We start from the raw sequence: 19,279 nt of genomic DNA on the forward strand, positions 1-19,279 counted from the left end.
GCCCTCCGGCGCGGCATGATGTGCCGCGGTACCAGTCCTCCGTCGTAGTCCTCCGTCCCCGGCAAGGGGGAACAGCATGACCCGCCAGACCCTCCGACCAAAGGTGTGGACCCCGCCCCGACGAGGCGGGCGGGCACGCGCGTGGCGGGGGTATCGCTCACTGCCCGAACTGACGCTCGTTCCGCTGTCGGGGCTGGGGCCCGAGGACGTGGTCGTGGACGCGCAGGGGCGCGTCCTGTGCGGGGTGGACGACGGGCGGCTGCTGCGGCTGAGCCCGGACGGCAAGGAGGCCGTGACCCTCGCGGACATCGCACCGGGACGCCCGGCCGGCCTGGAGGTCCTGGCGGACGGGCGGGTGCTCGTCTGCGACGCGCGCGCCGGGCGGCTGCTCCGCGTCGACCCGGACACCGGCGCCGTCGAGACGCTCGCGGACCGGGTGGGCGGCGAGCGCCTGCGGCTGGTCAGCAACGTCGTCGCCGCGGCCGACGGCACGGTGTACTTCACCGAGTCCAGCCGCCGCTTCGGCATCGACGAGTGGCGGGCCGACATCCTGGAGCACTCCGGCACGGGCCGACTGCTGCGCCTGAAGCACGACGGTGCGGAGCCCGAGGTCCTGCTCGACGGGCTGCAGTTCGCCAACGGACTCGCCCTCGGCCCCGACGGCTCCTACCTGGCGATCGCGGAGACCGGCAGCTACCGAGTCATCCGCTACCACCTGACCGGCGAGCAGGCCGGTCGGCGGGAGACCTTCGTCGACCTGCCCGGCTTCCCGGACAACCTCGGAGCGGGCGCCCACGGGCTGCTCTGGATCGCGATGGTCGCCCCGCGCGACCCCCTGCTCGATCTGCTGCACCGCAGTCACCCGCTCGCGCGGCAGGCGCTGTGGCGGGTTCCGCCGCCGTTGCTGCCCGGGCCCAAACCGACGGTGTGGGTCATCGCCGTCGACACGGCCGGACGCGTCGTCCACGACCTGCAGGGGCCGAGCCCGGCCTTCCGCGCGGTCACCGGCGTCGCCGAGCACGACGGGCGGCTCTGGCTCGGCACACTCACCGAACCGGCCGTCGCCTCCTTCGACCTGGCGGCCGTTCGCATCTGACGTGTGCGAACCACTCGGCCCGCCACCCGTCAGGGTGAGTCGGAGCCCGTGCCGCGCGCGGGCCGGGAGCGTGCGTGAGAACGTCGGGGGGTGACCGGTGCAGTCGCTGACGTGACGGAGCGCGCCGACGAGGGCCTCGCCCCGGCCGAGCTCGCCGCCAAGTACGGCCTGACCCTGAGCGGCCGTCGCCCGTCGCTGCCCCGGTACACGGCGGAGCTGTGGGCGCGCCGCCACTTCATCCTGGCCTTCGCCACCGCCCGCCTCACCGCCAACTACAGCTCGGCGCGGCTCGGCCAGATCTGGCAGGTGATGACGCCGCTGCTCAACGCGGCCGTCTACTACCTCGTCTTCGGCTTGCTGCTGGAGCAGAACCGCGGCATCCCGAACTACATCGCGTACCTGTGCACGGGCATCTTCACCTTCCAGTTCACGCAGTCCGCGGTGCTGGCCGGCACCCGCTCGATCTCCGGCAACCTCGGGCTGATCCGCGCGCTGCACTTCCCGCGCGCGTGCCTGCCGGTGTCGATGACGATCCTGCAGCTGCAGGAGCTGCTGGTGTCGATGTCGGTGCTGGGCGCGATCATCCTGCTCACCGGGGAGCCGCTGACCTTCAAGTGGCTGCTCGTCATCCCCACGCTGTTCCTGCAGACGGTCTTCAATGCGGGCCTGGCCATGCTGTTGGCGCGCTGGGGTGCGAAGACGACGGACCTCGCCCAGCTGATGCCCTTCATCATCCGCACCTGGATGTACATGTCCGGGGTCTTCTGGAGCGTCCAGTCCCTCAGCGCCCACATCCCGGCGTCCATCCGCACCCTGCTCTACCTCAACCCGGCCCTGATCTTCAACGAGCTGATGCGCTACGCCCTGATGGCCTCGGTCCCGGCGAGCAGCCTCAGCCCCCACATCTGGGCCACCGCCCTGGGCTGGGCGATCGTCGCCGGCGGCGTCGGCTACGTCCACTTCTGGCGCGCCGAGGAGGAGTACGGCCGCGGCTGACCGTCGTCCGTACCGAGGAGCCCCCCGCTACGCGTCCTTCGTGCCGCCGAAGCGGTGGGCGAGGTTGGGGTCGTCGAGCCACCAGGGGCGGAGCATCTCCGGGTCGTCGTCCGTCGCGACGACCGACGCACCTGACCGGGCCGGGGCGTCCGCCTCGGCCTCCGGGGTGGCGGCCTTGCGGGTGGCGGCCTCCTCGCGCTGGCGGGCGATCTGGGCGTCGATCGCGGCGTCGACCGCCGCCGTCTCGGCGCGGCCCTTGACCATCCAGCGGCGGACCAGGGCGGCGATGAAGGGCAGACCGGCCATGTCACCGAGAGCCCAGACCGTGCAGCCGCCCCACACCTGGTCCTCACGGATCGACGGCCCCCAGGGGCGGCCCAGTGCGGTGTAGTAGTGCTCGGCGATGGTCGCGTGGCCGTAGACCAGCATGATGCCCAGGCCCGCGTCGAAGATCACCTCGGCCATGGTGATGAAGAGGCCGACGAGCGCCGGGTACTCGTGCGCCACCGGGTCGATCTGCAGGCGGGGCCAGAAGTAGGCGAGGCCCAGGACGACCAGGATCACGTGCAGACCCGTGTTCCAGCCCGCGCTGGTCATGGTGTGCTCGTACCAGGGAGTGAAGTAGTAGAGCCACGGCGGCAGCATCAGCAGGGCCGTCGAGACCGCCGGGAACATCAGGATCCGTGACGGCCAGCTGCGCAGCACCTTCATCAGCCGCGCGCGCCCGCGCTCGCCCACCGTGTCCGCGATCAGGGAGACCGGGCCGCCGAGGCCCAGCAGCAGCGGGACGATCATCAGCAGGGTGACGACCTGCGCGGCGCGGTCGGTGAACAGGACCCGCTCGTAGACGCCGACGCCGGACATGGTCGACCAGATCCACAGCGCGCAGCCGCCGAACCAGGCGGCGCTGCGGCCCAGCGGCCAGCTGCCGCCCCTGCGGCGGAGCCGGACCAGCCCGACGGCGTAGAGCGCGGCGAGGACGACGGAGACCGTGAGGACGACCGGCTCGAGCTGCCAACTGGTGACCACGTCCGACCACTGCCAGGCCGGGGGACCGGTGTAGCCCGCCGCGAGTGTCGTTCCCGCCATGCTCCTCGCCTGCCTCTGCCGCGTCTCGCCTATCTAGCGCTGACCATCATGACGGACGGCGCACGAACCGGACGCACCGACCCCCCGAAGGTGTGAGGGGCGCGTCGCTGTCGGTGGCGGGCGGTAGGTTGGGGCGCATGACGGTTCGCATCGCCACCTGGAACATCAACTCCGTGAACGCCCGGCTGGAGAAGCTGCTGGAGTGGCTTCGCTCGGCGCAGCCGGACGTCGTCTGCCTGCAGGAGCTGAAGACCACCTCGGACGCGTTCCCCTTCGAGGCCGTCCGGGAGCTGGGCTACGAGACCGCCGCGCACGGCACCGGCCGGTGGAACGGCGTGGCGATCCTGTCCAAGCTCGGCCTGGAGGACGTGGTCCGCGATCTGCCGGGCCAGCCCGGGTATCTCGACCCGGCCGTCGCGGGCGAGGAGACCCTGCTGCCGGCCGAGCCGGAGATCGAGCCGCGCGCCGTCGCGGCGACGTGCGGGCCGGTGCGGGTCTGGTCCGTGTACGTGCCCAACGGGCGCGAGGTCGCCCACGCGCACTACGCCTACAAGCTGCAGTGGCTCTCGACGCTGCGGGACGCGGTGGCCGCCGACGCGGCCGGCGAGCGGCCGTTCGCCGTCCTCGGCGACTTCAACATCGCGCCCACGGACACGGACGTCTGGGACATCGCCAAGTTCGACGGCGCCACGCACGTGACGGCGGCCGAGCGCGCGGCGCTCGCGGACCTGCAGGCGGCGGGTCTCGCGGACGTCTTCCCGCGCCCGCTCAAGTACGACCACCCGTACACCTACTGGGACTACCGCCAGCTCAGCTTCCCGAAGAACTACGGCATGCGGATCGACCTCGTCTACGGCAACAAGCCGTTCACCGAGGCCGTCTCCGACTCCTACGTGGACCGCGAGGCCCGCAAGGGCAAGGGCACCTCGGACCACGCCCCGGTCGTGGTCGACCTGGCGCTCTGACCTGAGGCGTCGGCGGCTCCCGTCGCCAGCAGGTACTGGCCGGCCAGATAGGTCAGCATGATCCAGAAGTCGGCGGCGGGCAGCTGCGGCCAGTGGGCGAGGCCCGTGGCGATCAGCGAGTCCGAGAGCAGGAAGAGTGCGCCGCCCAGCGCCTTGCGGGGGAGTCCCGTGGGCGGGCCCGACGCCAGGGAGGTGGCGGCGGTGCCGGCCAGCAGCAGGCTGTAGCAGGCGACGGGGATCCGCAGCCCGGCCGGGAGGTCCGGCCAGAGCAGGGTGATCAGCGCCGCCCAGACGACGGCGTACCCGCCGAGCGCGAACCGGGCCCGGCGGGTGAGCGGCCGCAGCGCGCCGCCGCGTGTGAACAGCGTGATGTAGCAGACGTGCGCGGCGGCGAAGCCGCCCATCCCGACGAGGAACCAGGCGCCGCCGAAGAGCAGTGCGGTGTCCCCGACACAGGACGCGAGCAGAGCGCCGAACAGCAGCCCCGGCGCGCGGCGCGGCACGAAGGCGAGTGCGAGCGCGGGCATGAGCAGCGGCTTGAGCAGCGCCGTCGCCAGCGGCAGGCCGACGAGGGTCAGCGCGAGGTAGACGCCGGACAGGACCAGATAGCCCGTGAGCCGGCGGTTCGGGGCGGGGGCGGGGGCAGGGGCCGCCGGGGTCACGCGGCGGCCTCGGCCTTCGGGGACACGGGTGCGCTCGGGGCGTCGAGGGGCGTCGGCGCCCAGCCGGGGCCCCGGAAGAGGTAGCCGAGCCGTTCCCGCCAGCCGTGCGCGCCGGCCAGGTCACGGCCGATGGACGCGTACTCGTGGGTGGCCACGCGCAGCGGGTTGTACGTGGCGATGTTCTTGGTCAGCCCGTAGACGGGCCGCTCGGTCTCGGCGGTGAAGGTGCGGAAGAGCCGGTCCCAGACGATCAGGATGCCGCCGAAGTTGCGGTCCAGGTAGCCGCCCTGGGAGGCGTGGTGGACGCGGTGGTGTGACGGCGTGTTGAACACGGCCTCGATCGGTCGCCAGAGCCGGTCGATGCGCTCGGTGTGGATCCAGAACTGGTAGACCAGGCTGACCGAGCCGCAGAAGGCGACAGCGGCGGGGGAGATGCCCAGCAGCACCATCGGCAGGTAGAAGACACCGAAGCTGAGGTCCGTCCACGGCTGCCGCAGGGCGGTGGAGAGGTTGTAGTGGCGGCTGGAGTGGTGCACCACGTGCTGGGCCCACAGCAGCCGGACCCGGTGGTTGCTCCGGTGCGACCAGTAGTAGCAGAAGTCCTGGAGCAGCAGCATCACCGGCACCGTCGCCCAGTGCACGCCCAGCTTGAGCGGCGTGAGCGCGTAGACGGCGTTGTAGAGGATGACGGTCGGGATCTTCCAGAGCAGGTTGGTGAAGAGACTGCCCAGCCCCATGCTCAGGCTGGTCGCGGTGTCCTTGCCGGCGTAGCCGACCTCCTCCTCGTCCGGGTGGATCAGGAAGGAGAGCAACTCGACGACGGTGAGCAGGACGAACGCGGGTATGGACCAGAGCACGGGGTCGGGCAGGTTCGGCATGGCCCGCAGCGTAGGCGCGCGCGCCCGCGCTGACTAGAGGTCGTTACCGGGAAGTAGTCACACGTCGGTCAGAGGGTGGCGCACTGGCCCAGCTTGAGGCCCTTCACCATGTTCGGGGCTCCGCCGGAGTCGCCGACCTGGGCGGCCGGCTTGTTGAGGTAGCAGCCGAGGTCGCCCCTGACGGTGTTGGTGACGACCTCGTTGCCGTCCGGGTCGAGGGTCCTGTCGTCGAGGACCAGGATGTTGGTGCCGACGTGGTTGCGGATCACGCCCATCCAGCAGGACCGCAGGTGGGCGGTGGTGATGTAGCCGCCGACGGTGTTGTCCTCGAAGTCGTCGTAGGCGGGGGTGCCGGTGCCCAGATTGGGGATGTTCGCGAGCTGCTTCGACGGCGCGCAGGTGAGGCCCGGGCCGTCGGCCACCGTGGTGATGTCGCCGTTGACCTTGTCGGCGTGCAGGATCACCGCGGTCGCACGGTCGCTGTTGATGTTGCCGCCCACCTCGTCCTTGGTGGGCGTCGCGCAGTTCGTCTCCGCGTTGCAGCCGAGGCCGAGCACGGCCCCGGGGCCGACCTGGACGTTCCCCTTGACGTGCACGTGGGCGGTGGTGACGGCGTTGAGCGTCGAGCCCGCGCGGACGTAGAGCTGGGTCTCCACCGTGACCTTCGCGCCGTCAGGGATGGTGCAGTCGCCGTGGACCACGAGCTCGTAGTAGTCGCCGGAGGCGATGTCGCCTCCGTGGCAGACCACGGTGGTGGCGCCGCGCGGGGCGGCGTGGGCGGCGGGGGCGCCCGCGAACGCGAGGGCGGACACGGCGGTGAGGGCCACGGGGGCCGACCGAAGGAAGGTACGGAACAACGTCGTTCTCCTCGAAGAGCCCCCCTGACTGGCTGACGCTGGTCACGCTAGGCGGGGTCCAGGGGCCTCGCCACGCAGTCGGCGGCTGAAGTGACGGCCTGTGACCTGGGCGGGCCGGTCGCCACCGGCCGCGCACCCCCGGTTTCACCCGGACGGCGCGCGGCCGGTCGCGCCTTGTCGCAGCCTCACCAGACCCGGACCGACGAGCCCTTCGCGAAGACCGGACTGGTCGCCCCGGGCGGGGCCGCCTCCAGCGGTCGGTTGACCTCCTCGACCAGCGGGCCGGCCTTCGCCGCGACGGCGTCCAGCGCGTCGAGGTCGAACCCGTACACGCGCGCCGCGTTGCCGCCGACCATCGCGGCCACCTCCGCGTAGGGGACTCCGGCGAAGGAGGTCCGCAGCGCCTCGGTGGTGTACGGATAGGTGCCCTCGTCGTGCGGGAAGTCACTGCCCCACATGATCTTGTCGAGGCCGATCCGGTCGCGCAGCGGCACCTCGTGCGCGCGCATGAAGCTCGCGCCGACGTAGCAGTTGCGCTCCCATGCCGCACGCGGCCCGTCGCCCATCAGCTCCGCCAGCCCCGCGCCGAACTTCGACTCCGCCGTCACCGCCCGCGTCGCCGCGCCGACCAGGCGCTGGTGGTAGTAGTCCAGCATGTCCAGAACGCCCGGGATCCAGCCGGAGCCCTGCTCGGTGAGGACCAGCTTCAGCCCGGGGTGGCGGTGGAAGACCCCCGCGAAGGCCAGGTGCCACAGGGCCCGGTGGGAGAACCACGTCGTCTCCACCATGAACACCGCCCGCGCGGCCGGCTCCTCGCCGAGCTGCGGGCTCGCCGAGCCCGCGTGGTGGTTGACCGGCACGCCCAGCTCCGCGCAGACCGCCCACAGCGGCTCGTAGACGCTCGACCACAGCTCCGGCACCGGCGACCCGGGCGGCACGCCCGGCAGCACCAGACCCCCCGTCAGCCCGGCGGCGTGGCAGTGCCGGACCTCGGCGACGGCGGCGCCCACGTCGTTCAGCAGCACCTGGAACGTCCCGGCCCGACGGCCGGGCGCCTTGGCGCAGAAGTCCGCCATCCAGCGGTTGTGCGCCTGCAGTCCCGCCCAGCGCAGCTCGAACTCCGCCGCCGTCGGCTGCGTGGCGCTCAGCGACGCGCTGGGGAAGAACGGCGGCACGGTGTTGGGGAAGACGACCTCGGCGACGATGCCGTCCTGCTCCAGCTCGGCCCGGCGCCGGTCGGAGTCCCAGTTACGGGCGGCCTCCGGCGCCATCAGGTCGGTGAACGGGTTGACGTAGGAGGCGGCCCAGGCGTCGAACGCCTCGTGGTGACGGGCGGCCAGATAGGGCCGGTACTCGAGCAGGTCCGCGCCCGCGTGGCAGTCGGCGGAGATCACGGTGTAGCGCTCGGGCCGCTCGGGCCGCTCGCTGGGGCGGGTCACAGCGTCGTCCCTTCCGTCGGCGCGGCGGTCCCGATGTACGGGAAGTCGTGGCCGGTCAGCCAGTGCCGCCCCACCGCCTTCGCGGGCGCCCACGCCGCCTCGACCGCCGCCTGGTCCTGCGGCTGCCCGAGATCGGCCGGACGCGGCCCGATCCGTTCGGCGATCGGCGCGAGCTTCCCGGTGTCGAACCCGAAGACCTCCGCGCAGTTGAGGCCGAGCATCCGCCGGGTCTCCCCGATCGGGATGTCGCGGAAGGTGGTCGCCATCCACTGGCGGGTGGCGGGCCAGGTGCCCTCGGGGTGGGGGTAGTCGCTGCCCCAGCAGATGGTGCCGACGCCGATCTCGTAGCGGTGGGCGAGCTCGCGGCGCTTGGTGTTGGTGGCCGCGATGAAGCAGTTGCGGTCCACGTACGAGCTGGGCGGCATCGTCAGCTCGCTGAACGGCGAGAGCTTCTTGCCGCCGTGCGCGCCGAGGTAGAGCCGGTCCATGAACCACAGCAGGTTCGGCAGCCACCAGCACCCGGATTCGGCGACGCCGAACCGCAGCCCGGGGAAGCGCTCGAACACCCCGGACCAGAGCAGGAACCACAGCGGCCGGGCCGGCCAGAACGTCACCTCGGTGACGTAGATACCGAGGTGGTCCCCGTACTCGTGTCGCGGCGCCGCACCGGAGTGCGTGACGACCGGCATCCGCAGCTCCTCGCACACGGCCCACACCGGGTCGTAGCGGCGGTCGTGGTAGGGCGCCTTGTCCACCCACATCGACGGGATCATCACCGCCCCGAGCCCGTCCGCGTGCGCGCGCCGCACCTCGGCGACGACGAGCTCCGGCTCCGCCGTGATCGGCAGCAGGGCGACGCCACAGCGTCGCTCCGGGCTCCCGCCGGCGCGGATGAAGTCCGCGAGCCACCGGTTGTGCGCGCGGGCGCCCGCCATCCCGAGCACGGGATCCTGATCCCCGCTCAGCCCGAGGCCGACGCCGAACGGCGCGGCGGTGCGGGAGTCGACGGCGTCGGCGTCCGGGAACACCACCTCGGCGGCGACGCCGTCCCCGTCCAGCTCCTTGTCGCGCTGGGCGGCGTCCCACCCACCGCGCAGGCCCTCCTCGTGGTCCTCGAACCACTTCTGCGCGAACGCTTCGTTCCGGACGCCGAGCCGGGTCGCCTCCTGCCGCCGCGCTTCGGCCTGCGCCAGGAACGCGTCGAACGCGCGGTGGTGTGCGGCCTCCAGGTACGGGCGGTACTCCTCGGTCGGGAGACCGGCGTGGCAGTCGGAGGAGATGACGAGATAGGGATCTTCGTAGGACATGATCATTTTCTCCCCTCGGAAGTTGCACGGTCCAGGGGCGCGGGGACCTGCGCGACAAGCCACCCGGCAGCTGAGTCCCCGAGCGCGCAGGGCCATCCGCACGCCAGTGGTTGATCGCGCGGTTCCCCGCGCCCCTGACGGGGCTACTCGTCGAGAACGAACCGTTCGAGGTAGCCCGGGTTTTCCCGGCTGAGCATGGACTGCGACCGCGCCCGGATCTGACGGTCGCTGTGCTCGCTCGGTGGCAGCAGCCAGAAGCGGTCGGCGCGGATCCCCTCGGCGACGAAGTCCGCGACCTCCTCCACCGGGGTGAAGTGGACCTCGTGGCCGGAGGCCTCCATCGCCGCCTCCCACTGGGCCAGCGAGCGGTACGGCGTGCGCCGTGGCCGCTGCTTCGCGAAGCGTTCGGGGCGGTTGCGGTGCGACTCCCACAGGCCGGTGCGGAGCATGTGGGGGCCGGGGAAGAGGACCGACGCGCCGATCGGCGCGTCCTCGGCGCGCAGGTGGGCGTAGAGGGACTCGGTCATGGTGACCACCGCGGCCTTGGTGACCGCGTACACGGATGCCGTGGGCAGCGGGGCGATGCCGCCGTCGCCGGAGGAGGTGTTGACGACGTGTCCGGGCTCGCCTCCCGCCAGCATGCGCGGCAGGAAGGCCTGGACGCCGTGGAAGACGCCCCAGACGTTGACGGCGAACGCCCACTTCCAGTCATTGGGCTCGTGCTCCCACATCCGGCCCTCGGCGCCGGAGCCGACGCCCGCGTTGTTGCACAGCACGTGGACGGCGCCGTACGCGCGGTATGCCGCCTCGGCCAGCGCCTCGACGCTGTCGCGCTCGGAGACGTCCGTCAGTTGCCCGACGGCTTCCGCGCCCTGCTCGCGCAGTCCGGCGACGGCCTTGTCGAGCGCGGCCTCCTCGACGTCCGCGACGACGACCCGCAGGCCGTCCGCCGCGAAGCGGCGGGCCATCGCGAGGCCGATGCCGCTCGCGCCGCCGGTGACGACGGCGACCTGTCCCTGTGTCAGTTCCACGCTCACCCCTCCTGCGGCGGCGTGACGGAGTCGAGGACCTGCGCCGCGTCGTCGTAGCGCTGGTGCACGAACGGGAGCAGCGCCTGCGCGCTGACCCGTTCGACGACGCGGCCGCGCTGGTCGGAGGTCTTCTCGCCGACGGTGATCTCCAGCAGCCGCCGTACCGGCAGGTCCGCGACCGGGTCGAACGCGGACTCGCGCAGGATCACCTCGCCTGTCACGGCCTCCAGTCGGCGCACCCGCTCGACGCGGGTGCAGTGCACGAGGACCGGGTCGAGGTCGAAGCCCTCGCCGTCGACGGCGGGGAGGAACTTGAAGTAGAAGTCGACCTTCTCGGCAGGCCCGGGCACCGGCAGCTCGCCGGAGACACGGCCCCGCACCTCGACGAAGTCGACGCCGTGCCGGCCGAGGCGGGCGGTGACCGTGTCGCCGTCCCGGGCGACGGACACCTCGCCGAGCTTCTTCGGCTCGCCGAAGACCTCCCGGCCGCCGATCAGCGCGCGCTCGGTGGTCATCGGCATGACCAGCGGATACCAGCCGCTCTGCGCGCCGTGCTGGGCGGCGACGGCAAAGGAGCCCGCGCCCAGCGGGCTTCCGAAGATGTCGACCTGACTGATGTTCACCCGCACCAGAGGCCGCTCGCCCGGCTTGAGCGGTGCGGGCAGCACCTGGGCGACGGCGTCCGGATCGCTCTCCCAGACCGCCACCACCCCGGTGGACCAGATGTCCGGCAGGACCGAACGGGCCTGCTTCGCCGCGCTGATCTCCTCCTCGGTGCGCGGACCGTAACGTACGCGTGCCATGGCGGTGCCGTCCCTTCGTTGGCGGATGCCGGTCGTTCTCTGTAACGGTGTTACTTACTCCGAACGGCGCGAAGGGTGAAGACTCATGACGATGATTCAGTTCATGAGCGCGGCCCGCTGGGTGGCCGCGATGCAGGCGAGGACAAGCAGGGCCGCGACCGGCGCCGCGGCCGGGATGTGCTCGTGGAGCAGGAGCGCCGCCCACAGCAGGTTGAGCAGCGGCTGGGCGAGCTGGATCTGCGCGGCGCGCTGGACGCCGATCAGGGCCATCCCCTGGTACCAGGGGATGTAGCTGACGAACTGCGAGACGCCCAGGAACAGGACCCCGGTCAGTGCCGTCGCGCTCACGTGGACCGGCTCCCCGGTGACGGCCGGGGTCGCCAGCGTCGCGGTGACGGGCAGGACGGCGACCAGCGCCCAGGCGATCACCTGCCATCCCGGCATCTCACGTGCCAGCCTGCCGCCCTCCGCGTAACCGGCCGAGCAGAGCAGCAGGGCGGCGAACAGGTAGAGGTCCGCTCCGCTGGGCGCGCCGCCGTGTTCGAGCAGGGTGAAGGCGACCACGGTCGCGGCGCCGGTGACGGCCGCGGCCCAGAAGGCGCGTGGCTGCCGGCTGCGGGTGCGCGCGGCAGCGTAGCAGGAGGTCGCGAGCGGCATCAGGCCGATCACGACGGCTGAGTGCGCGGTGGTCGTCGTCCGCAGGGCGAGGGTCGTCAGCGTCGGGAAGCCGACCACGCAGCCGAGCCCGACCGTGGCCAGCCCGGCCCAGTGCCGCCGTTCGGGACGCGGCACCCGGAACAGCGCGAGGCAGACGGCGGCGATGACGGCGGCGAGCGCCCCGCGCAGACCGACGACGGACCACGGGCCGAAGCCGCGCAGGGACCACTCGGTGGCCGCGAAGGAGAGCGAGAACAGGCCGACCCCGGAGCCCGCCAGCAGCATGCCGTGACCGCCCCGGCCCGGTGCGGCGGTGCCGACCGCTACCGGTCGCGGAAGAGTAGCGCTATCGTGTGTCTTCATGAATGACGGTAGCAGTGTCACTGATCTCGTGGAAACGCTGCGTCGGGAATGGGAGCGCTACCCGACCGGTGAGAAGCTGCCGTCCAGCCGTGCGCTCATGGAGCGCTACCGGGTCAGTCCCGTGACCGTCTCGCGGGTGATCGGCACGCTCGCCGCGGAGGGGCTGGTCGTCAGCCGTCCCGGCGCCGGCGTCTACCGCGCCGAGCGGCGAGCGCAGCGCCGGCCCGGGGGAGACCTGTCCTGGCAGGAGGTCACGCTCGGCGCCCACGACGCGCTCGCCGCGCCCCGCGCGGACGCGAGCGGCCTGCTTGCCACGCTGACCGCACCGCCCGCCGACGTCGTCGACCTGAGCAGCGGCTACCCGCACGCCTCCCTGCTGCCCGAGCGTGCCCTCGCCGACGCGCTGGCGCGCGCGGCGCGCCGCCCGGAGGCGTGGAGCCGCCCACCCGTGGAGGGCCTGCCGGAGCTGCGCTCCTGGTTCGCGCGTGAGATCGGCGGCCCCGACGCCGCCCTGTCGGCCGCTGACGTGCTGGTCACCGCGGGAGGGCAGAGCGCGCTGACGGTGGCGCTGCGCGCCCTCGCGCCTGCGGGCGCGCCGGTGCTGGTCGAGTCCCCGACGTATCCGGGCATCCTCGCCGTCGCCCGTGCGGCGGGTCTGCGTCCCGTCCCCGTGCCGGTCGACGCGGACGGGCTGCGCACCGATCTGCTGGCTGACGCCTTCGCGGTGACCGGTGCGCGGCTGCTGGTGTGCCAGCCCCTGTTCCAGAACCCCACGGGCGCGACGCTCGCGGCGGGCCGCCGCGCCGAGGTGCTCCGACTGGCCCGCGCGGCGGGCGCGTTCGTCGTCGAGGACGACTACGCCCGCCTTCTCGCCCATGCCGACGCGCCCCCACTGCCGCGACCGCTCGCCGCGGACGATCCCGACGGAGTGGTCGTCCACGTCCGCTCGCTCACGAAGGCCGCGTCCCCGAGCCTGCGCATCGCCGCGCTGAGCGCGCGCGGCCCAGCGTTCGAACGCCTGCGCGCGACGCAGGCGGTGGACAGCTTCTTCGTCCCGCGCCCGCTCCAGGAGGCCACGCTCGAACTGGCCTCAGCTCCCGCCTGGGCACGCCATCTGCGCAGCCTGGCGGCCACGTTGAGCGAGCGGCGAAGCGCGCTCGGCGCGGCCCTGGCCCGCTGCCTCCCGGATCTTCCGCCCGCACCCCTGGCCCCGGGCGGCTACCTCGCCTGGCTTCCCCTCCCGTTCCGTGCGGACGAGGTCTCGGTCGCCACGGCGGCGCTGCGCGCCGGCGTCGCGGTCACCCCGGGCGCCGCGTACTTCGCGGCGGAGCCGCCCGCTCCGCACCTGCGGCTCACCCACGTGGCCGCGGTGAGCCCCGCCCAACTCGCGGAGGGCGTCGCCCGGCTGGGCGAGGCGTGGGTCAACCTCCATGGGGCGAACGCTCGGTAGGGATGAGCCCGGGACGGTCCGGTGCGGGTCAGTAGGCGACGCCGACCACGGCCCGTTCGGTCTCGGGCATCGTGAGGCTGCGCAGCATCAGATCGGCCACGTCCGCGCGGGAGATCTTGGTGCCGCCGCGCAGGTTGCGGCCCAGCGCGGTGCGGTAGTGACCGGTGTGCGGCTTGTCGTTCAGCTGCGGCGGGCGGACGACCGTCCAGCTCAGGCCGCTGGCGCGGATCTCGTCCTCCATCACGGCCAGGTCCGCGTAGTGGTCGCGCAGGACGCGCTTGACGACGGGGCTGAGCAGGTGCCGCATGAGGAAGCCGTCGCCCTCGTCGTGCCGCGGCGGGTGCGGACGCGCGGGGGAGGGGAAGGTGCCGATCGGTGCGGCGCTGACGACGACCAGGCGCTCGCTGCCGACCGCGTTCATCGCCTCGATCAGGGCCCTGGTGCCGCGCGCGGCGACACCGTGGTCGGCCCTCGTACGCGCGCCCAGTCCGGAGAGGACCGCGTCGGCGCCGGCCATCGCCGAGCGCAGCGCGTCAGTTTGGGCGTCGGGTGCGGAGAGGTCCACGGCGACGGCGTCCACCTCGACGTCGAGCCGGGCCGGGTTGCGGACCACGGCGGTGACTTCGTGCCCGGCCGCGAGCGCCTGCGCGAGCAGTTGTCGGCCGATGCCGCCGGTGGCGGCCACGATGGTGAGCTTCATGGGAAATACCCCTGCCGATGCGTGGTGCGGGTAGTGTTCCTTTGTAAGCCATACTCTATGGAGACCGTAACATATGACTTCCAAAGTATCCAGGGGCGAGGCCGCCCGTCGGGATGCCCGGCGCGAGGTCCGGGAGGGGCTGCGCGAGGTCGGCGTCCAGCTGGCCCAGTTGAACCGCCGGGTCAGCGGCCGGCTCGGGCTGCGGGACGCCGACATGGACTGCCTGGACCTGATCGGTCGGCTCGGCCCCATCGGCGCGGGGCCGCTCGCCAAGGCGGCCGGCCTCCACCCGGCGACCCTCACCGGCGTGCTCGACCGCCTCGAACGCGCGGGCTGGATCGTCCGCGAGCGAGACGCCGAGGACCGGCGCGTGGTCCGGATCCGGGCGCTGCCCGAGCGCGGCAAGGAGGTGCTGGCGCAGTTCGCCGGGATGAACGGCGCGGTGCAGGAGATCTGCTCCCGCTACGACGAGCAGCAACTCTCCGTCATCGCCGACTTCCTTGCGCGCGTCGCCGAGGCAGGCCGCGTCTCGACGCTGGCGCTGGACGAGGCGGAGCGGTAGCGCTGCCCCTGAGGCGCCCATCTGTGGTATCCCGGGGCACAATTGGCGGCTCGACGACTCGGACGCGGTGGAGGAGTGGTGATCGGATGGCCGTGCGGGACGCACTCAGCCGGGGCGCGGTGCTGGACGCCGCCGCCGAGCTCGTCCGCGCCCACGGGCCGGGCGCGCTGACGATGCGTCGACTCGCAGCCGAACTGGGCTGCGCTGTCACCGCGATCTACTGGCACGTCGGCAACCGCGAGGCGCTGCTGGACGAGCTGGTCGCGCGGACGGTCGAGGAGATGGGGGAGATCCGCGCCGAGGGGCGCACGCCGGCGGAGCGCGCCGAAGCCGTCGCCCTCGCCCTGCGCCGCAAGCTGCGGGCCCGCCCGCATCTGATCGCCCTGGTCCACGAGCGCGGCCTCACCGAGCTGATGATGCTGCCCGCGCAGCGCGCCCTCGTCCACGAGGCCCACGCCGCAGGACTGCGCGGCGCCGCCGCGGCGGAGGCCGTGCGGGCACTGCAGTTCCAGGTCGTCGGCTTCGTGCTGGTCGAGCGCAACCGCGAACGGGCTCCCGCCCAACACCCGGGAGAACCCGACCTCTGGACCGCCGAGACCGCCGAGCAGGACCCGGAGCTCGCCACCTCCTTCGCGGCGGCCCCCGACCTCGACACTCTCTTCCGCGCCTCGGTCCGGGGGCTCATCGCCTCCCTGTGGGAGGTTCGCGGCTAGGCGGTGCGCGTCAGCAGGACCCAGATGTGACCGAACGGGTCACGGAGCATCGACCTACGGGCGGGGTAGGGCATGTCGGTCGGCGGGGCGAGAAGTTCGGCACCGGCTGCGACGGCCTGGGCGGTCAGGCCGTCCACGTCCGGGACGTAGACGTGCAGACCGACGGACGGGCCGTCGGCCTCCGGCGGAGAGAACGGGGCATGCGCGTCGCCGAGCATGAGCGTCGAGCCGTGCACCTTGATCTCGGCGTGGCCGATCCGTCCGTCGTCGCCCTCGTGCCTGAAGATCTCGGTCGCTCCGAACGCAGCCGCGTAGAACTTGATCGCTTCGGCGGCGCCTTCCAGCATCACCTGCGGGATGACGGCGTACTTGTACTGCTCGGGGATCTCCATGCGCGGCACGCTAGGACCTGCCGGTCGGTCAGGGATCGAGCGAACGTCGAGTGCGCTTTGACGCTCAGCTCTCCTCCGCGACCAGATGCGCGGTGAAGCTGAAGCGGTCGCCGCGGTAGAGGGAGCGGACGCACTCGACGGGGAGGCCGCCGCGGTCCCGGGTGACGCGGTTGAGCAGCAGCATCGGGAGGGCCGGGCTGGTGCCGACCAACTGCACCTCGCGGGGGGAGGCGAGCACCGTCTCGATGCGCTCGTCCGCGTCCGCGAAGACGACACCGGCGGTGCGCAGGTAGGCGTAGAGCGAGGTGCGCGGGTCGAAGTCGGTGGCGAGTGCCGGGAAGCGTTCCGCTGAGAGGTAGGTGCTCTCCAGACCCACGCGCTCCTCGTCCGCGAACAGCAGGCGCTCCAGGTGGAAGACCGGTGCGCCGGCCTCGACGCGCAGTCCCGACGCGAGTGCCGGGTCCGCGGCGAGCTGCTCGAACGCCACCAGCTCGCGGCCGGGCCGACGGCCCTGGCGGCGCAGCCCCTCGGTGTAGCTGGCCAGGATCAGCGGCTGCACCAGCTTGGGCCCGGCCGCCACCGTCGAGCGCCCGCTGCGCTGGACGCGCCCCTCCAGCCGCAGTTCCCGGATCGCCTGCCGCACGGTCATCCGGGAGACGCCGAACCGCTCCGCGAACTCGCGCTCGGTCGGCAGCGGCGTCCCCTGGCCGAGCTCGTCCAGGACCGCGTCGATCTTCTGCTTCACCTGGAAGTACTTCGGCAGCTCCCCGCGTTCGGGCACCCCGGCCCGCGAGGCGGCCAACATCGCGGGAGTGTCGGGGGTGACCGGCGCGACGGGCGTGACGGGCACGACGGAACGGGTCGCGCTCCGCGGTTCGACGGGCAGGCTGCTCACGCCTGCGAGCCTAGCCGAGCCGGTCACGTGGGCGGACACCGCAGTGGCCGCACGCCCGGAGGCCCGGCCGCCTCAGGCGGCAATCGGTGCCGGCCGGGCGCTGCCGGTGGCCGGCGCCGTGCCGGCACTGCCGCTCGGGTCGGGAGTCGGCGTCGCGGAGCAGGTCGGCGGGTTGCCCGTCGGCGAGCTCGAAGGAGAAGCACTCGAAGGAGAGGCGCTCGAAGGCGGCGCGCTGGCCGTCGGAGACGGGCCGCTCGGTCCGGGGCAGGGTGGGACCGACACGGTGCCGCTGGGAGTGGGGGACGCGCTCGACGTCGTGGTGGGTTGCGTGCTGCCGGTACCGGTGCCGGCGCTCGGGGTGGGCGAGCCGCCGGCGCTGCGGGACGGACCGGCACCGGGCGAGGTCGACGCGGGCGGCGTCGCTTTCGTGCTCCCCGGCGTCGTAGCCGTGGGGGTGCCAGGGGCGCCAGGGGTGTCGGACGGCGGGATCGTCGACGAGGCGGTGGGGACGGTCGGGGAGGAACGGTAGTAGCTGATCCAGGCGGTGACCGTGGCCAGGTAGGCCGGAGAGTGGTTGTACGACAGGATGGCGGCGTCCAGATCCGCGGTCCGGCCCAGATCGCGTCCGTCGGCGCACAGGTAGTGGCCGGCAGCGAGTGCGGCGTCGTAGACGTTGTTCGGGTCGGCGACACCGTCCCGGTTGCCGTCGACCCGCCAGGACGCCCACGTGGAGGGCAGGAACTGCATCGGACCCTCGGCGCGTGCCCAACCGCCGCCGGGGGCGGGGACGGCGGCGTTGCCGTTCGTTCCGTCCAGGGCCGGTCCCAGGATCGGGGACCGGGTGGTGCCGTCGGCCGTGACGTTCCCGCCGTCGGCCTGGCCCGATTCGACCTCGCCGACAGCGGCCAGCACGGTCCAGTCGAGATGGCAGCCCGGATCGGATGCCGTGACGGATCGTTGTGCGGAGCGGTAGGCGTCCCAGACGACCGACGGAATCCCCGAACCTGCCGGGATGGTGACGCCCCCGGTGCCGGGTGCCGCGTCGGGGGAGGAGGCGCCGGGGGAACCCGTCGGCGTCGGGGGAAGAACCAGGTCCAGCGGTCCGCCGTCACCGGTGGCGGAGGTCGCGTGCGTGGCGGCGGGAGTGGCTGCGGCCGCGGCCGTCGGGGCCGGCTGGCCGACCACTGCGGCGAGGACGACGGCACCCGCGAGCGAAGCCGCCGTGCACCACAGCCGTGCGCGGTCGGGCCGAGCCCTGTGCTTCGCGGGTCCGATCGTGCGGCGGTGCGGTCGGTGGGTGTTCACGCGCTGCTGGTCTCCGTCGAGTGGAACGTCGGGATGTGGGATGCCGGGGGCTGGAACGTCGCGGTGTGGACCGCCGGGGTCCGCAGCGTCGGGGTGAGGGACGCGTCGCAGAGCCCTCGGGGTGCTGCCGCCCGCCATGTTGGCACGGAGACAGCACCCCTCGGATGCCGGCCCGGCGTCAGCCGATGGCGATGACGGGGTGGTCGGCGGGGTTGATCCACTGCATGACCTGGGCCATGAAGGTGGCCGGGACCGCCACGCAGCCGGCGGTGGGCCCAGCCTGGGGGCCGAGGTCGTGGAAGAAGATGCCGGCGCCGCGGCCCTTGACGGCCGGGTTCATGTTGAAGTTGATGACGAGGGCGTTGTGGTACTGGGTGGGGTAGTTGATGAGGTGTTCGCTGCCGTCGTCGCCCTGCTCGGTGAGGTGGAAGCCCCCTTGGGTGTCGGTGCGCATCTGGTTGTAGTAGGCGCTGGTGGGATCCTCGACCCACCAGTCGTGGGTGGTGACCTGGTGGTAGGGCATCTTGGTGCCGGGGTTGGCGCCGACGCCGAAGCCTTCGGTGATGGTGTAGGTGCCGGTGGGGGTGGTGTCGGTGCCCTGGGTCCGGGTGGCGCCGTTGGTGATCCCGTTGGCGCCGACGCGGGCGGAGGTGGTGCTGGCGATCTTCTGCCAGCTGGTGCCGCTCTTGGCCCACAGGGTGACGGTGGCGTAGGAGCCGGACGCCTTGACGGTGATGACCTGGGTCGCCTGGCCGACCGCGACCGGAACCGGGAACGGGTTCGCGGGCGTGGGGTTGGTGACGTAGGAGCCGGCCGGGAGGACGAGCTTCTCGCCCGGGTGGATCACGTAGGGGGACGCGATGTGGTTGGCGGTAGCGAGGGCCTGGTAGCCGCCGGGGACGTGCTCCTTGTAGGCGATGCCGGAGAGGGTGTCGCCGGAGACGACGGTGTAGCTCGACACGGGGGTGGTGCCGGGCGGGGTGGTGGCGGCCTGGGCGCTGTTGGCGCCCGCGACGGCGGAGACCGCGGCGGCCGCACCCAGTGCGGTGGTGGCGGCCGCGCGGCGGGCGACGGGGGTCCGGGGCTTGGCGTGACGTCCGGATGAGCCGGAGGACATGA

Annotated in this window: 20 protein-coding genes; 6 read left to right on the top strand and 14 right to left on the bottom strand. The window is 72.8% G+C overall.

From position 1 onward, the window contains the following. The first annotated feature begins 76 nt into the window (after positions 1-76). Positions 77-1,096, top strand: a complete 1,020-nt coding sequence (locus TR49_RS05980; RefSeq protein ID WP_084724607.1) for an SMP-30/gluconolactonase/LRE family protein — start codon at positions 77-79, stop codon at positions 1,094-1,096. A 111-nt stretch (positions 1,097-1,207) separates the two neighbouring features. Continuing rightward, complete coding sequence (locus tag TR49_RS05985) at positions 1,208-2,092, top strand: ABC transporter permease (RefSeq protein WP_042378418.1); 885 nt, start codon at positions 1,208-1,210, stop codon at positions 2,090-2,092. Positions 2,093-2,119: 27 nt separating this feature from the next. On the opposite strand, the gene TR49_RS05990 is transcribed toward TR49_RS05985, so the two are convergent. Further along, positions 2,120-3,181 (bottom strand): cytochrome c oxidase assembly protein, encoded by a 1,062-nt coding sequence (locus TR49_RS05990; protein ID WP_052434046.1) that lies wholly within the window; start codon positions 3,179-3,181, stop codon positions 2,120-2,122. Positions 3,182-3,318: 137 nt separating this feature from the next. Here TR49_RS05990 and TR49_RS05995 point away from each other — a divergent pair, with 137 nt between their 5' ends. Continuing rightward, positions 3,319-4,146: an exodeoxyribonuclease III gene (locus TR49_RS05995; RefSeq protein ID WP_042378056.1), complete on the top strand. Its 828-nt coding sequence runs from the start codon at positions 3,319-3,321 to the stop codon at positions 4,144-4,146. Here the strand turns inward: TR49_RS05995 and TR49_RS06000 are convergent. From TR49_RS06000 to TR49_RS06035, 8 genes are all read right to left on the bottom strand, one after another. Further along, positions 4,071-4,808, bottom strand: coding sequence for a lysoplasmalogenase (locus TR49_RS06000; RefSeq protein ID WP_042378057.1), 738 nt, complete (start codon positions 4,806-4,808; stop codon positions 4,071-4,073). The two genes, TR49_RS05995 and TR49_RS06000, sit on opposite strands and share 76 nt — an antisense overlap. After that, on the bottom strand, positions 4,805-5,686 hold the full coding sequence (locus TR49_RS06005; RefSeq protein WP_042378059.1) for a sterol desaturase family protein: 882 nt from the start codon (positions 5,684-5,686) through the stop codon (positions 4,805-4,807). The genes TR49_RS06000 and TR49_RS06005 overlap by 4 nt, the downstream gene beginning before the upstream one ends. 68 nt (positions 5,687-5,754) lie before the next feature. Further along, positions 5,755-6,543: a hypothetical protein gene (locus TR49_RS06010; RefSeq protein WP_152627092.1), complete on the bottom strand. Its 789-nt coding sequence runs from the start codon at positions 6,541-6,543 to the stop codon at positions 5,755-5,757. 185 nt (positions 6,544-6,728) lie between these two features. After that, positions 6,729-7,982, bottom strand: a complete 1,254-nt coding sequence (locus TR49_RS06015; protein WP_042378061.1) for an amidohydrolase family protein — start codon at positions 7,980-7,982, stop codon at positions 6,729-6,731. Beyond that, a complete protein-coding gene (locus TR49_RS06020; protein WP_042378422.1) occupies positions 7,979-9,289 on the bottom strand; it encodes an amidohydrolase family protein in 1,311 nt (436 codons plus the stop codon). Before TR49_RS06020 ends, TR49_RS06015 begins: the two co-directional genes overlap by 4 nt. 143 nt (positions 9,290-9,432) lie before the next feature. Beyond that, positions 9,433-10,320 (bottom strand): SDR family NAD(P)-dependent oxidoreductase, encoded by an 888-nt coding sequence (locus TR49_RS06025; RefSeq protein WP_042378063.1) that lies wholly within the window; start codon positions 10,318-10,320, stop codon positions 9,433-9,435. A 2-nt stretch (positions 10,321-10,322) separates the two neighbouring features. Further along, positions 10,323-11,123: an acetoacetate decarboxylase family protein gene (locus TR49_RS06030; RefSeq protein WP_042378069.1), complete on the bottom strand. Its 801-nt coding sequence runs from the start codon at positions 11,121-11,123 to the stop codon at positions 10,323-10,325. A gap of 96 nt (positions 11,124-11,219) precedes the next feature. Further along, on the bottom strand, positions 11,220-12,143 hold the full coding sequence (locus TR49_RS06035; protein ID WP_084724608.1) for a DMT family transporter: 924 nt from the start codon (positions 12,141-12,143) through the stop codon (positions 11,220-11,222). On the opposite strand from TR49_RS06035, the gene TR49_RS06040 reads away from it, so the two are divergent. Next, positions 12,142-13,593 (top strand): aminotransferase-like domain-containing protein, encoded by a 1,452-nt coding sequence (locus tag TR49_RS06040; protein ID WP_042378074.1) that lies wholly within the window; start codon positions 12,142-12,144, stop codon positions 13,591-13,593. The genes TR49_RS06035 and TR49_RS06040 overlap by 2 nt on opposite strands. 28 nt (positions 13,594-13,621) lie before the next feature. Here TR49_RS06040 and TR49_RS06045 read toward each other — a convergent pair whose 3' ends face one another. Continuing rightward, on the bottom strand, positions 13,622-14,293 hold the full coding sequence (locus tag TR49_RS06045) for an NAD(P)-dependent oxidoreductase (protein WP_042378076.1): 672 nt from the start codon (positions 14,291-14,293) through the stop codon (positions 13,622-13,624). A 73-nt stretch (positions 14,294-14,366) separates the two neighbouring features. On the opposite strand from TR49_RS06045, the gene TR49_RS06050 reads away from it, so the two are divergent. Both TR49_RS06050 and TR49_RS06055 read left to right on the top strand, forming a co-directional pair. Beyond that, positions 14,367-14,855 (top strand): MarR family transcriptional regulator, encoded by a 489-nt coding sequence (locus tag TR49_RS06050; RefSeq protein WP_042378083.1) that lies wholly within the window; start codon positions 14,367-14,369, stop codon positions 14,853-14,855. An 86-nt stretch (positions 14,856-14,941) separates the two neighbouring features. Next, entirely contained in the window at positions 14,942-15,568 is a 627-nt protein-coding gene (locus TR49_RS06055) for a TetR/AcrR family transcriptional regulator (protein ID WP_042378085.1), read from the top strand. On the opposite strand, the gene TR49_RS06060 is transcribed toward TR49_RS06055, so the two are convergent. The 4 genes from TR49_RS06060 to TR49_RS06075 form a co-directional block, all read right to left on the bottom strand. Then, positions 15,565-15,960, bottom strand: coding sequence for a VOC family protein (locus TR49_RS06060; RefSeq protein ID WP_052434047.1), 396 nt, complete (start codon positions 15,958-15,960; stop codon positions 15,565-15,567). The two genes, TR49_RS06055 and TR49_RS06060, sit on opposite strands and share 4 nt — an antisense overlap. A gap of 64 nt (positions 15,961-16,024) precedes the next feature. Further along, the gene (locus TR49_RS06065) at positions 16,025-16,765 is read right to left on the bottom strand and encodes a GntR family transcriptional regulator (protein WP_042378426.1); all 741 of its coding nucleotides are present in this window, start codon (positions 16,763-16,765) and stop codon (positions 16,025-16,027) included. Between the two features lie 162 nt (positions 16,766-16,927). Beyond that, a complete protein-coding gene (locus tag TR49_RS45250; RefSeq protein WP_052434048.1) occupies positions 16,928-18,160 on the bottom strand; it encodes a lytic transglycosylase domain-containing protein in 1,233 nt (410 codons plus the stop codon). A 178-nt stretch (positions 18,161-18,338) separates the two neighbouring features. Continuing rightward, positions 18,339-19,277, bottom strand: a complete 939-nt coding sequence (locus tag TR49_RS06075) for a LysM peptidoglycan-binding domain-containing protein (RefSeq protein ID WP_084724609.1) — start codon at positions 19,275-19,277, stop codon at positions 18,339-18,341. Positions 19,278-19,279 lie beyond the last annotated feature (2 nt).

The sequence above is a fragment of the Streptacidiphilus melanogenes genome (assembly GCF_000787835.1).
GTDB classification, from domain to species: Bacteria; Actinomycetota; Actinomycetes; order Streptomycetales; family Streptomycetaceae; genus Streptacidiphilus; species Streptacidiphilus melanogenes.